The organism is Geomonas agri (assembly GCF_020179605.1).
In the GTDB taxonomy this organism is placed as follows: Bacteria; Desulfobacterota; Desulfuromonadia; order Geobacterales; family Geobacteraceae; genus Geomonas; species Geomonas agri.
The window spans coordinates 288,753-302,490 of record NZ_JAINZO010000001.1 but is presented as its reverse complement, the minus strand read 5'-3'; the positions used below and the strand labels follow the sequence as shown (position 1 = coordinate 302,490).

General features: G+C 61.2%; 13 protein-coding genes. All 13 read right to left on the bottom strand.

Annotated features, from left to right (window positions below; translation table 11 throughout):
* Positions 1–7: 7 nt before the first annotated feature.
* Entirely contained in the window at positions 8–1,342 is a 1,335-nt protein-coding gene (locus K7R21_RS01405) for a cohesin domain-containing protein (RefSeq protein WP_224981463.1), read from the bottom strand.
* 175 nt (positions 1,343–1,517) lie between these two features.
* Entirely contained in the window at positions 1,518–2,852 is a 1,335-nt protein-coding gene (locus K7R21_RS01400; RefSeq protein WP_224981462.1) for a S41 family peptidase, read from the bottom strand.
* A gap of 34 nt (positions 2,853–2,886) precedes the next feature.
* Entirely contained in the window at positions 2,887–4,086 is a 1,200-nt protein-coding gene (locus K7R21_RS01395) for a murein hydrolase activator EnvC family protein (protein ID WP_224981461.1), read from the bottom strand.
* A 1-nt stretch (position 4,087) separates the two neighbouring features.
* Entirely contained in the window at positions 4,088–5,035 is a 948-nt protein-coding gene (gene ftsX / locus K7R21_RS01390) for a permease-like cell division protein FtsX (RefSeq protein WP_224981459.1), read from the bottom strand.
* Positions 5,022–5,744 carry a cell division ATP-binding protein FtsE gene (ftsE, locus tag K7R21_RS01385; protein WP_224981457.1) on the bottom strand — a complete coding sequence of 241 codons (723 nt, stop codon included), beginning with the start codon at positions 5,742–5,744 and terminating at the stop codon, positions 5,022–5,024. Before ftsE ends, ftsX begins: the two co-directional genes overlap by 14 nt.
* A gap of 19 nt (positions 5,745–5,763) precedes the next feature.
* Entirely contained in the window at positions 5,764–6,177 is a 414-nt protein-coding gene (locus K7R21_RS01380; RefSeq protein ID WP_224981456.1) for a type IV pilin protein, read from the bottom strand.
* Positions 6,178–6,182: 5 nt separating this feature from the next.
* Positions 6,183–6,674, bottom strand: a complete 492-nt coding sequence (locus tag K7R21_RS01375) for a type II secretion system protein (protein ID WP_224981454.1) — start codon at positions 6,672–6,674, stop codon at positions 6,183–6,185.
* A gap of 19 nt (positions 6,675–6,693) precedes the next feature.
* The gene (locus K7R21_RS01370; RefSeq protein WP_224981452.1) at positions 6,694–9,339 is read right to left on the bottom strand and encodes a secretin N-terminal domain-containing protein; all 2,646 of its coding nucleotides are present in this window, start codon (positions 9,337–9,339) and stop codon (positions 6,694–6,696) included.
* 11 nt (positions 9,340–9,350) lie between these two features.
* Complete coding sequence (locus tag K7R21_RS01365; protein ID WP_224981451.1) at positions 9,351–10,004, bottom strand: type II secretion system protein PulP; 654 nt, start codon at positions 10,002–10,004, stop codon at positions 9,351–9,353.
* On the bottom strand, positions 10,001–10,555 hold the full coding sequence (gene pilO / locus K7R21_RS01360; RefSeq protein ID WP_224981449.1) for a type 4a pilus biogenesis protein PilO: 555 nt from the start codon (positions 10,553–10,555) through the stop codon (positions 10,001–10,003). Before pilO ends, K7R21_RS01365 begins: the two co-directional genes overlap by 4 nt.
* Positions 10,552–11,091, bottom strand: a complete 540-nt coding sequence (locus tag K7R21_RS01355; RefSeq protein WP_224981448.1) for a PilN domain-containing protein — start codon at positions 11,089–11,091, stop codon at positions 10,552–10,554. The genes pilO and K7R21_RS01355 overlap by 4 nt, the downstream gene beginning before the upstream one ends.
* Position 11,092: 1 nt before the next feature.
* Positions 11,093–12,007: a type IV pilus biogenesis protein PilM gene (pilM, locus tag K7R21_RS01350; protein WP_224981446.1), complete on the bottom strand. Its 915-nt coding sequence runs from the start codon at positions 12,005–12,007 to the stop codon at positions 11,093–11,095.
* A 9-nt stretch (positions 12,008–12,016) separates the two neighbouring features.
* A complete protein-coding gene (locus tag K7R21_RS01345; protein WP_224981445.1) occupies positions 12,017–13,738 on the bottom strand; it encodes a GspE/PulE family protein in 1,722 nt (573 codons plus the stop codon).

The following is a 13,738-nucleotide window of genomic DNA, read 5'->3' as shown; positions in this document are numbered from 1 at the left end:
CCGGCACCTATGGCGCCTGCAGGCCGGTACGCGCCAGGTAGTTGGCGGTATAGATGTAGTCGTCAACGTAATCGCGGCGGCCGTCCCTGTTGAGATCGAAACGTGGACGCGATGCGGTCCCCCGTTCCTTCAGGAAACGTCCGAAATCAGCCTCCTTCACCGGGAGCGGCTTCCCCGGCACCAGTGCGACCTTGGGCGCCACCGTCAGCGGGAACTCCTGCCTCAGGCCGCTATACAGCATGGTGACATCGGCCTTTAACACGTCCCGCTTCGGCCTGGCCACGATTTCCCACCCCGCCTCGGTGCGCCGGTGCGAGACATAGGTGCAGCCGCTGAAGGTGAAGCTGGGCGTAGTCTCCCCGGTCACCATGGTGATGAAGAGTGTTACCGTCGCCTTGCCGTCGGCAAGTGCTATCGGGGGGGTCTGACGGTAGGCAGCGGAGGCCTCCTGGCTAAACAGGGCAACCAGGTTGGCCGGGGTTCGCTCGCCTTGAAAAGCCTTGAAGCGGTCCAGGACGCTGGTGATCGGGACCGGCTGGGTTACCTGCGGTGACGGCGCAGGGGCCTCAGGGCGAGTCGGGGTCTCCTGCTCCGGAGGGGGCGGGTTTTCCTCCCGGTCCAGTGGAGGTTCCTCACCTTCCAGTTGCGCCTTTTTGGTGCGTAGTCGTTTCTTGACCAGCGGCTTCCCCTCTGCCGGCGCCTGTGCCTCAGCCGCTACCACGGTATCTTTGGCCGGGGTCCCCTCCTGCCCGGCAGCCGTTTCCTGGCCAGGCATGGTCACCGTACCCCCGACCATCAGCGGACGCGATGCCACGGTGGCCGCGCCTGTCGAGATGTCATTTTTGATATCCTGCCCAGGCTGCGCTGTCGGAGCGCCGCTGTCATCTGCAGCAACCACGGCCGAGGGGTTGACGATGACCGGCTGCGCCATAACCACCTTCTTGCCAGAGGCGTCGATGAGGGTACCGGTAACCAGCGTGACCACGCCGGGGGACGTGCCGGTCCGGTCGAAGGCGACACTGGCGATGATGCCGCTCCCCTTGAGGGCGGTCGTCCCGACGATGGCGAGCCTGATGGGATTGCCGGGGTTGGCGGCGTTCATCATCCCTTGCACCATCTTGCCGATGGTAACGCGGGGGTTGGCGAGCGTAACGGAGTCGTAGCCGATAGAGAGGTCGAGGCCTGCCACGCCGTCCATCTGCTCGCCGCGCAGAACGAAGACGCCGTCGGATGCCGGAGAGGATATGGTAAGAGTCGGCAAGGCGAAGACAGGGTGAACCGGGAGAACTACCAGGAGCAAAAGAAGCAGCCAATACCAAGGACAGCGCGTCTGTCTGATCATGATGACCTCGGGGCCGGGGGATTACTGCGGGAACGGACCGGTTTACTTTACTGACCCCCTCGGGGGCTGTCAAGCCGAACCGGCCTCTCCCCTCCCCTCATGGCGACCGATAAAGCAAAAGGGGTGGCCGTTTGGCCACCCCTTCCCTTTACTGCTTTGTGCAAACCAGTCCCCCTTAAGAGGGAAGCTTGCCCATGCTCTTCAGGATGTCCCACCCCTTGAGAAGGTCGAGGGCACGCAGCACCTGCGAGTCGTTCTTGAACATATCGTCGGTCTTGTACGGAGCAGGTTTTGCCTTCTTCTCATCCTGGTCGTCCTTCTTGTCCCCTTCGAAATGGTTCTCAAGGTCCTTCTCGCGGATGTGCATTCCTTCCTTCTTCTCGCTGGTCGGGGCGATCTCAACCCGCTCGGCGACGATGTCCGGGGTGATCCCCTTGGCCTGGATGGAGCGGCCGCTCGGGGTGAAGTAGCGGGCGGTGGTGAGCCTCAGGCCAGAGTTGTCGGCCAGAGGGATGATGGTCTGCACGCTACCCTTGCCGAAGCTCTGGGTGCCCATGATGACCGCGCGCTTGTGGTCCTGCAGGCAGCCTGCCACGATCTCGGAGGCCGAGGCCGAACCGCTGTTGATCAGCACCACGATAGGGTACTCGCCCTGCTTGTGGCTCTTCCGCGAGGTGAAGCGCATCTGGGAATCCTTCTCGCGCCCCTCGGTGTAGACGATCAGCTTCCCTTCCGGAACGAAATGTTCGCAGACACGGACCGCCTGGTCCAGAAGCCCGCCGGGGTCATTCCTGAGATCCAGCACCAGGCCCCTCAACTGTGCTTTGTCCGCCTGCAGTGCCTGCAGCGCCTTCTCCAGGTCGTCGTCGGTTTTCTCCTGGAACTGAGCGATGCGGATGTAGCCGTAACCGTCGTCCAGGACCTTGTACTTCACGCTCTTGACCTGGATGATGTCGCGCTCGAGGACGAAGTCCTTGGTCTTGTCGAACCCTTCCCGCATGATGGTCAGGGTGACCTTGGTCCCCTTCACGCCGCGCATCCTTTTCACCGCGTCGGTTATGGTGAGGTCCTTGGTGAACTTGTCGTCGATCTTGAGGATCTGGTCGCCCGCCTTGATGCCGGCCCGGAAGGCCGGGGTGTCCTCGATCGGTGAGATGACGGTAAGGATCCCTTCTTTCACGGTGATCTCGATGCCCAGGCCGCCGAAGGCGCCCTTGGTGTCGATCTTCATCTCCTTGTAGGTCTCGGGGGGCATGAAGGAACTGTGCGGGTCGAGGGAGGTGAGCATGCCGTTGATGGCGCCGTACACAAGCTTCTTGGTGTCCACTTCCTCGACGTAGCTTTTCTTGACAATGGCCAGCACGTCGGTGAACAGCTCGATGGACTGGTAGTCGTTGCCGCCGCCCTGGGCGGCACATCTGCGCTGCACGCCGAACGCGATGACGAGCGTCAGCAGTGCAACGGTAGTGACAAACAGGGTTGTCTTCTTGAATTTGCTGCCCTTGAACATTTTGCCTCCCTGGAAGTTTGTTGCGATACCCTGCTTATCTGAACCAGGGGGACGGATCGACCGGTTTCCCCTGGTATCTGATCTCGAAATAGAGCATGGGCCCCTTGGTTGAGTCAAGATCGCCCACACTGGCAAGGACATCATTTTTCGATACCTTGGAGCCGACTCTCTTGGCTATGGACGAGGCGTGGGCGTAAAGGCTGAAGAACCCGTCGCCGTGATCGACGATGATCATATTACCATAGCCTTTGAAATAGTCGGCAAAAATCACTTCACCGTCATAGATTGCATGGATGGCGCTGCCGGCGGGGGCTGCCACGGAGATCCCGTTACTGACAGTAAAGGAATCGAATTCGGGGTGCTTATGCCTTCCGAAACGGTCGATGATGTTGCCACGCACCGGCAGCGACAGCCGCCCTTTCTGGGCGCCCAGCCCCTGGTTGGGGACCGGGGTGGCCTTGGCGGTCACGCCGGGCCGGGCCGGTTCGGTCGTCTTGCCGGGACGACCCTTGGAACTATACGCTTTTCTACTTTTCGCTTCAAGCCTTTGAATCATGCTTTGCAGGCGGCTTGCGTTGGCCTGCAGCTCCTTGAGCGAGGCGAGGTAGCCCTGCTTGTCCTGGCGCACCTTGACCAGGTAGGTCGCCTTGCGGCTCTTTTCCTGCTCGATCTCGCGTTTTTTCGCCTCGATGGAGCGGCGCAGGCCTTCTTTCTTGACCGCCTCCTGCTCCAGGCGCTCCTTGAGCTTGCTCAGCCGCTCCAGGTTCTCGTTGTACTGCTGGAACAGCTTCTTGTCGTTCTCCAGGATACTACGCATGTAGCGCAGGTTCTCGCTCATCTGCGGGAAGGACTCCGAGGAGAAGAAAACACGCAGGTTGCCAGTGTCGCCTCCCTTGTAGAGCGCTGCCATGCGGCGGTTGATCTGTGCTTTCTTGCGCTCTGCCTCCTGGCGCTCGTGCTCGATGTCCTCGTGGGTCTTGTCGATCCCCTTCTCGACACCGGCCAAGTCGCGTCCCAGGACGGTCAGGCTGGACTGCTTCTCGACGAGCGACTTTTGGATCTGCACCAGTTCGCCCGAGACCTTGGTCTCCACCTTCTGCGTTTTGGTGATGAGCCGATTCTTCTCTTTGATCTGCTTCTTGATGTTCTGCAACTCTTCGTTGGCGCCGGCGCGGCAGAGCGCGGGGGCCAGGAGGGTGAGGACGAGCAGGATTGTTGCGGTAAGCTGGCGCATGTTAGACGTTTATGAACCTCTTGAGCGAGGTCGCGCTGCCGATGAAGCCGAGCAGCACTCCTCCCAGCACCACCCCGGCCAGGTGCGTGGCGGGAAGGAAGGAGAGCCCGGCCGAAGCCGGATTGATGCCGAGGAAGTCGCCGGCGTTTTTCAGGAAAGCGAAGTAGCACCCCAAGAGTGCCAGCAGCGAGATCACCGCTCCAGCAGCCCCCTGCAGTATCCCCTCGATCAGGAACGGTGCCTTGATGAAAAAGCGGGTCGCCCCGACCAGCCCCAGCAGTTCCAGTTCGTCCTTCCTGGCGTAGATGGTCAGCTTGATGGTATTGGAGACGATGAAGAGTACCGTGATGGTCAAGAAGCTCCCGAGCAGCGCCCCCATGAGCCGGAACAGGTTCATGAACGAGTTGAAGCGCTTCACCCACTCCTCGCCGTACTGCACCTCGCTGATGCCCTGGATCTGCTTCAGCTTCCTCACGTAGGCGGCCACGGATTCGGTATCGCGGTGGTCTCGGTCCAGCCTGATCTCCAGCGAGGCCGGAAGCACGTTGGAACTGATCCCCTCCAAGAGCGACTCCTGCCCTTTCAGGCGGTTTCTCAGCCGCTTCTCCGCCTCGGCCTGGCTCACGAAGATCACCTTGGCCGTGCCGGCAATGGCCTGTACCCGTCCCTTCATCGCGGCGACCGCGAGCGGTGCCGGTTCCTGGTCGAAGTACGCGGTCACCTGCACCTTGTCGCTCCACCCCTCGGCCATCCCATCGAGATTCACGTAGACCAGCAGAAACAGCGAGGCGATCAACAGCGCCAAAGCGATGGTGCCCACGGTGACGGCGCTGACGAAGACATTCTGGCGCAGGTTGGCGAAGGCGCGGCTGGTGAAATAGGAGAGCCTGCCGAAGAAACCTTCCTGTTCAAGCTTGGGGCGAACCGCCCCCTTGTTAGCCTTGGACATCGGGCACCTCCAGCACGGGGGCCGCCGGCGCGGGCTGGCCGACCAGGAAATCGGGGGTGTGCACGATGCTCCCCTTGTCCAGCCTGATCACCCTGCGGTGGGAGTTCTCGATCACGCGGCGGTCGTGGGTCGCCACCACCACAGTGGTGCCGCGGTTGTTGGCCTCCTTGAAGATGGAGAGGATCGCCTCCTTGTTCTCGTCATCAAGGTTGCCGGTCGGCTCGTCGGCGACCAGGATCTTGGGGTCGTTTACCAGGGCGCGCGCCAGCGCCACGCGCTGCTGCTCGCCGCCGGAAAGCCTCAAGGGCGTCGCGTTGATCTTGTCCTCGATCCCCATCCTTTTCAGGATGTGGTAGACCTTCTTGCCGATGTCGCGCTTGCCCCACCCGAGCACTTCCAGGGTGATGGCCACGTTCTCCAGCACGGTCCTGTTGGGGAGCAGCTTGTAGTCCTGGAACACCACCCCGATGGAGCGGCGCAGCAGGGGAACCTGGGAGCGCGAAAGCCGGGTCAGGTTGACCCCGTCGATCAGCACCTGTCCGCGGGTGGGGGTGAGATCGGCGTAGATCAGTTTGAGCAGGGTCGACTTGCCCGCCCCGGACTGCCCGGTCAAAAATACAAAATCCCCTTTGGGGATCTTGAGGTTGATGTCGGCGAGCGCGCTCGCTTCGGGCTGGTACGACATGAAAACATTGTGCATTTGAATCATCAGTCTATAAGCCTCGTAACTACCATTCGTTGTACGGCTTGCCGTCGCTGCCGACCAGGGTGGAACCGCTGTGCACGTCGTAGACCCCGCCAGTGCCCCCTTCGGTAGGGGTCTCTGTCGGAGGAGGCGCCGTGACTACCCAGGTCTCCTTGGATTTGGTAAAGGGATCCTTGGGTATCTCCCTGAGATACTTGTTCTTGTTGTCCACCAGTTCCTGCAGTGTCTCGGGGTACTTGCCCTGGTCGGCATAGTACTGGTCGATGGTGGAGCGCATGGTGTAAAGGTCTTCCCGCAGCACCGCCTCGCGAGCCCTTATGATGCCCCACTGGTAATTGGGAACGCTGATTGCCGCCAGAATGCCGATGACTGTCATGACAATCATCAGTTCTATCAGCGTAAAACCCCTCTGACTCTTGAGTATCCTCTTCAACATGAGGTTCACCAGTCCTTGTATTTCGTACCGTCGATGGCAACGCCGTCGCTAAGGGAATAGACGTCGAAGACATCCTCCCCCCCCCACGTTGTGCTGTCATGCTCGTCGGCATGAGAGCGCATCCCCCATTTGGGATCCCCCTCCTGGGCCTTGTGGAAGGGGTCACTGGGGATGCGGCGCAGGAACTTCTTCTTCTCCTTGACCAAGCCACCGAAATCATCTCCCTCCACCAGCAGGTCGAGGGTCTTGGGGTAGCCCGTCGCATTCAGCACCTGTACCGTCTTCTGGTCCGACTGCGCCTTGTCGTAGTTTTTCTTGTACTCGTCTATGGCGGTCCTGATCTCGCGCAGGTTCCTTCTGAGCTCGAGCTCTTTGGTCCGCTTGGAGGCCATCTGGGCCGACGGCACGATCAGCGAGGCGAGCAAGGTGAGGATGACCATGGTCACCACCATCTCGATCAGGCTGACTCCCCTTTTATCTTTAAGGATCTTGCACATTGCGGCGTGAGCCCTAGGGCTACTTTACCTCCACTACCGACTTGAACGGGGTCACGGCGAGCGCTCCTCCCCCCTTTTGGGTGAAGCTGGTGTTGGAGAAGGAAAGCGGGGTGCTCCCCTGCCCGATCGCCTTGAAGGTGACCAGGGCCAGCACACCGTTACCGCTGCCCCCCTCGCCCTTGCTACCCGACATCCACACCTCCCCCTTCTTCTTGTCGGCAAAGGATTGGAAGGTCGATGGTTTGCCACTCGCCTTGAGCATGTCCCCTTCGGTTTGCGCCATCACCTCGAGGACCTTCGGGTCGTAACTTAGTACGAACACCGCCTTCTCCAGGTCTTTCATCCCCGAGGCATTGACCTGCACCGCAAACTGGTCGTTCAGTTTCACCGAGGAGGGGAGGCTCAGCGCAATCAGGGCCTTCTCCAGCGGGACCGGCGTAGTGGCCTTGGGCGCGGCAGCAGCTGCAGCAGCTGCAGCAGCTGCAGCAGCGTTTGCAGCGCCCCCCAACTCGGCGGGAGTCGGGGTTTGGGCCGGAATGGCAGCTGCGGCTTCCACGCCCGGCTCAGCGGGAATTTCCACAGCGGCTTCGCCCTCGGCGCCACCCGCTGCGTCCGGGACCTCAGCTGCAGGAACTGTGGCAGCACCCGGAACGGCCGGTGCGGCACCCGGAACCGGCGCCGGTACGACGGCAGGGGCAGGACCAGCCGGGGCACCAGGAACAGCCGGAACAGCCGGAACAGCCGGAACCGGAACCGGTGCGGGCTTTTTAGCAGGCGTCGCCTGGGCGGGGACTGCCTTGGCCGGAGCGGCCGTATCGGCGAACTCGGGTTCTACGAAGGATTGGTACGGCTTGTTGGTGGAGGGCTCGTCTTCGCGGCCCGACCAGAAGGCCGCCACGTCGTTCTCCGGCACCGTCACGCCGCGCACGATCCTCGGGGTGATGGCCAGCAACAACTCGCTCTTGTCGTTCGCCTTGCCGGTGCTGGAAAAGAGGTTGCCAAGCACGGGGATGTCGCCCAGCAGGAACACCTTCTTCTTGCTGTCGGTGTCGTTCTTCTGCATCAAGCCGCCGATGATGCTGGTCTCACCATCCTTCAGGGACAGGACGGTGTCGAGGTTCCTGGTCCCGATGGTTACCACGGTGGTGGCCTGGTCGGTGCCGACCTTCTCCCTGCCGAGGATGGAACTCACCTCCAGGCCGAGCTTGATGGATACTTCGTTGTTCAACTGGATGGTCGGCTCGGCGTTCACCTTGACACCGACGTCCACGTACTGGACGTTGACGCTGGTACCGGTGGAGGTGGAAGAGGTGGTCGTGATCGGTACCCTGGTACCGACGTTGAACTTGGCCTTCTCGCGGTTCTTTACCCTGATCTTCGGGTTGGACAGCGTCTCGCCGTTGGAGAGGGTCTTACCGAAATTGAAGGTGGCGTTAGGCACCGTGAGGTAGCCGTTGTACCCCCTCACACTGAAGACGTTGAGCAGATTACTGACGTCGGCCACCGTGGTGGAGGTCCCGGTGGTGGTCGACGTGGTCGTGGTGGTGCTCAAGGCATCGGAGAGGAACTTGCCCTGGGGCCCGGTTACCCCGAGCGAGGCCGCATAGCTGGAAAGGGCAAGGCCAAAGGTCTCGGAGCCGGACTTGGAAAGCTCGAAGACCTCGACATCGAGGAGCACCTCGGCGTCAGGAACATCGTTGGCCTCGAGGATCTTGCGCGCCACCTCCACCACTTCGGGGGTGTCGCGGATGACCAGGGCATTGGCCTCCTCGTTCACGTAGATCTTCTTCACCTGGAGCATGGTGCGCACCAGGTTCACCGCCTTCTTGGCGTCCAGCTTGTTCAGGTAGAAGGTCTGGACGAAGAGTTCCTCGTACTGCTTCAGCTTGTCCGGGGTTTTGGGATAGATGATGATGGTGCTCTCGTTGAGCACCTTCTTTTCCAGTTTCTGCATTCCGGTCAACAGTTCCATTGCCTGCTGAAAGCTGCCGTTCTCCAGGTGCAGCGAAACGTTGACGTCCTTTACCCCATCGTCGAAGACGAAGTTGATCCCGGAGAGCTGGGTCAGGATGTTGAAGATGTCCTTGAGCTTGGCGTCCTTGAACTTGAGCGTGATCGGCTTAGTAGACTTCAGGTTCAGCTCGAAGCCGTCCAGCTTCTGCTTCTTCCCGGCCAGGATGCGGTCCAGCCCTTCCCGGGCCGCCTTGTTACCCGGCTCGAACTGCAGTACGTGCTGGTACGAATTCATCGCCTCGCGCAGCTTGTGGTCCCGCTCGAAGTCCAACCCCTCCGCGAGGTAGGTCTGGGCGTTTCTCAGCTTGAGCGTCTGGTCCGCGCGGTTCTTCGCCTCGACATAGGTCGGGTCCATGGCGTAGGCGGTCTGGTACTCCCTGAGGGCATCGTCGTAATTCTTCTTGTCGAAGAACGCCTCGGCCTTCTTAAAATGCACCTTGCTGGCGGCCTGGGTGACATTCATGAGCTTTACCCGATACTCACCTACCTCCGGGTGTTTGGAGGCTACCTCGGCATACTTGACCAACGCGGCATCCAGATTCCCTTCGTGCTCGAGCTGCTCTGCCTTGCTGAAAGCAGTACGCCCCGCCGCACAACCGGAGAGGGCCAGGGTCAGCAGCATCAGGGTTGAGATCGATCTTAGTCTATGCATGAAGTTGCTCCTTAAGGCCTGGGACTGGCACTGGCGCGGCGCACGCTGAGCGACCGATTCTCTACCAGCGGAATCACCAGTTGTCGGTCGGTCTGCATCGACTTGATGGTGATGGCATCATCGGTGATGTTGGAGACCTGGAACCTCGAGCCCACTTGGCCGCCCTTCCTGGCCAGGAAGATCTCGCCTCCCTTGGAGAGGAACACGGTCCGCGCGGTCCCCTTCTTCAGAAATCCTATGAAGACGAACTTGCCCAGCTCGGCCTCGTCCAGTTGCTCCTGGGTCGGCGGCGGTGGCGGCGGCGGTGGCACCACCGGCAAGGCCGCGGGCAGCGGGGGCAATTTCTTGGGGGGAGGCGGTGGCGGCGGCAGTTTCAGGTTTGCCAGCTTCTGCTCGTCCCTGAAGATGGGGGAGAAGATGTTGCGCCTGAAACCGCTGAAACCGGGTTTCTCCCGCTGCAGCAGGTCGAGATGCACCACGCCGGCTGCCGGTGCTGCCGCTTTGGGTGCGAGATCAGGCTTCTTCCTGAGCACGGTGGCCCTGGCGCCGGGCTGGTTCTTCAGTGTGGCCACCTGCTGCTGCCGCGGCGAGCGCACTATCGCGTAGACGACGGACCCCGCGAAGACGAGGAGCAGCAGGAAAAGCGCTAGTTTCTGGCGATTCATGCCCCCTCCGTCAGGTAGACCGTGGTCGAGATCCTCAGTTCTACGTTTTCTTCGGTCGCGCTCGTGTTGCTCAGGGATACGCCCTCGATGACCAGCATTTCCCGGAGACGCGCAAGGTCGGCCAAAAAGCTCTTCACCGACCCGTACTTGCCGGTCGCATTAAAGGAGATGCCGTAGGTCAGAACCTGGCTCCCTTTCACCTTTTCCTTGCCCGGCTTGTAGGTAATGCCGTTCAGGGCGACCGAGTTCTTCTTCGCCGTGTCGTAGAGTCGGGTGAGCAGCGCGGGCAGCTCTTTTTTCGGGACCAGGTACTTGCGGAACTCGTCGAGGTCGCGCATGCCCTGCTGGTACTTGGTCGCATCTGCCTGGGTCTCACCGCGGGCCAATGCGTCACGCTTGGCGAACCAGGCCTGCTGGACCTTTCCCAACTCCGGTCGCTGGTAGCTGGAGATATAGAGCTCAGCGGCCAGGACGAGCAGCGCCAGGAAACCGATGAAGGCGAAGGATTTGCGCCGTGCGACCAACATGTCGAGTAGCATCTGGTAGTTCATCGGTTACTGACCTTGCACGAGAGTGAGAAACCAAATCCTTGCTGGTCCTTACCAACCTTGCGCTCGTTCTGGCTCAACAAGTAGACATCGGAGAAGTTAGGAGACTGCTCCATGTTCTCCAGCAGCGTGCGCAGGTTTCCGAAGTTGAGGGCGGCGCCGGACAGTTTCAAGACCTGCGGGTCCTTGGGGTCCGGCTCGACCTGGGTCAGGGCCACCCCTGCCGGCACCACCAGCTCCAGCTTGTCCAGCATGGCGAGCCAGTTCACCGACTTGTGGTCAATGAGGGTGTTGGCGAAGGCAATCTTTGCCTCCAGCGCCGTCATCTGCTCGGCAGGGATGGGAGCTGCACCCGCAGGCCCGCGACTCGCCGCTGCACTCTGGCTCTTGATCTTGTTGATCTCGACCTGGTTGTTGGCCACCTCACGCACCAGGTAAACCAGGAGCAGCACCAGGATGACGAACGACACGGTCAAGATGGCGTTGAGCTGGGGCAGGTTGACGTAGCGCCTGGTGGCCAGGTTGATGGTGAGTTTCATATCACAGGCTCCTCAGCGCGGCGCCCAGTGCACCGGACAACGCATGCAGCCCCGGTCGATCCAATCCCAGGGCGGGTGCCTGCTGGACCAGGCGCTCCACGTCGAGCAGTACCGGCTCCAGGCCGCTCGCCTCTGCCACGAGGGCGCGGAAGGCCTCGGCATCACCGGGAGCTGCGGTGCAGAAGACCTCGCTGACGCTCTGCCCGGAAGTCTGGTCGTCGTAGACCAGGAAGGAGCTGTTCACCTCGCGGAACAGGTTCTGCACATCCCCCACCCCTTCCTTGGTCCGGTAAAAGCTCAGCACGCCGCCGTTGAAGATCAGCACCGTCATCGCACCCTGATAGAAGGAAACGAAGGCGCCATCCTCGGACAGGTCAAGCCTGGGCTGGAACAGGCGGTACAGGTTGAACGAGGTGAAGTCGATCAGCTTGGGCTCAAGACCCGCCTCGATGAGGAGTTCCTCGTATTGCAGTACCACCGGCCGGGAGATCAGCGACACGAGAAGCGATACCGAACCGTTCTCCTTCTCCTCCAGGGTCTGGTAGTCAAGGTGCACCGCCCCGATCTCGAATGGGAGACTCTTTTTGAGCTTCCAGCGAATGACGTCGAGCCCCTCCTCGCGGTTCCTGAAGCGCGCCTCAAGGTCGAGGAGCACAACGCGTCCCACGGCATCGGGGAGCGAAACGCAGACGCTGCGCTCCTTGGTCAGAAGGCGCAGGTGCGCCTCCTTGAGAGCGGCGACGAAGGCCCTGGCGTCGGCAACGTTCGGGTCGCGGCGCGACAGGGCCAAAAGGCCCGGCGCGAACGGCAGTGTGAGCCCCGCCTCGATCGTGGGGGTCTTGCCACCGCTGGCCAGGGCGAAGCTGAAGCCGGCGGCGGAGAGCTCAAGCCCAAGGCTTTTTCCGGACATTAGCATAGCTGGCACCTATTCCACGAAGGTGACACGGTTGATCTCCTTGATCGTCGTCTCGCCGGCTAGCACCTTGGCCACGGCCGACTCCCTGAGGAACATGGTCCCGGCGGCCTTGGCGGCCTTTTTCAGGGCGGCGATGGGTGCCTTGGAGATGATCAGCTCGCGGATTTCGTCGTTGAGGTCGAGCAGTTCCACGATGGCGGAACGGCCCCGGTAACCGGTGCCGTTGCAGTCGTCACAGCCGCGGGCCTCGTACAGGGTGAGTCCGCGGGCGCGCTCCGGGTCGATGGCCGACTCGCGCAGTTCCTCGTCAGAGACAGTGATCGCCTTCTTGCAGGAAGGGCAGATCTTGCGGACCAGGCGCTGCGCCATAACACAGTTGAGGCAGGCGACGAAGTTGTACGGGTCGATCCCCATGTGGGTGAAGCGGCCGATGACGTCAAAGACGTTGTTGGCGTGCACGGTGGTGAAGACGAGGTGACCGGTCAGCGCCGACTGCACCGCGATCTGGGCAGTCTCCGAGTCGCGGATCTCGCCAACCATGATCTTGTCTGGGTCGTGGCGCAAAACCGAGCGCAGACCGCGGGCGAAGGTAAGCCCCTTCTTCTCGTTGACCGGGATTTGGGTGATACCGGAAAGGACGTACTCGACCGGGTCCTCGATGGTGATGATCTTTTCCAGACCGGTGTGGATCTCGGTGAGGGCCCCGTAGAGCGTGGTGGTCTTGCCGGAACCGGTGGGCCCGGTGACCAGCACCATGCCGTAGGGTTCCTTGATCATCTTTCTGAAGCGCTTGATCTCGTGGGACGCCATGCCGAGCGTCTCCAGGGTGAGACCGCGCAGGTCGCTGGCAATGCTCTCCTTGTCGAGGATACGGATAACGGCATCCTCGCCGAAGGCGCTAGGCATGATCGAGACGCGGAAGTCGATTGACTTGGCGCCGATCCTCACCTTGAACCTGCCGTCCTGCGGGATGCGCCGCTCGGAGATGTCCAGTTCGCTCATGACCTTGAGCCTGGAGATGAGCGGTGCCTGGAAGTGGTTGTCGATCGGGTCGGTGGCCTTGTAGAGCACGCCGTCGATACGGTACTTGATGATGACCCCTTCCTGTGCGGTTTCGATATGGATATCCGAGGCGCGCCGGGACAGGGCATCGAGGATGGTGGAGTTGACCAGCTTGATGATGGGACTGGTATCGGCGGAGACGTTCTCGACGGAGAGTATTTCCTCTCCCTTCTCGGTCTCGGTCACCAGCTGCAGCATGAAGTCTTCCGAGACTTCCTTCAATACGCGGCTGGTACCCTCACCCCGTTTCAGGTACTGGCCGATCTCCGACTCCGCGGCGACTTTGAAGGTTAGTGGCCGCTCCAGCAGCAACGACATCTCGTCCAGCTGTAACACGGCAGTCGGGTCGGAGATGGCCACCACCAGCAGGTCCCCCTGCAGTTCCAGGGGCACAAAGTGGTAGCGGAACATCACCTCGGGGGGGACGATATTGAACAGCGACTCGTCCGGGCGCACCCCTTTCAGGTCGATGAACTCCAGGCCGAACTGCTGTGCCAGGGCCCGGGCCAGCGCGACATCGCTGATTAGCCCGTCGGCGATACAAATCGTACCCAAACGCTCCTTGGTACTCTGCTGCTTGTCCAGCACGTAGGCAAGCTGATCGTTGGTCAGTTCGCCATGTTCCAGCAGGATGTCGCCCAGCCTCTGTCTCTTGAACGGCTTCAGCAT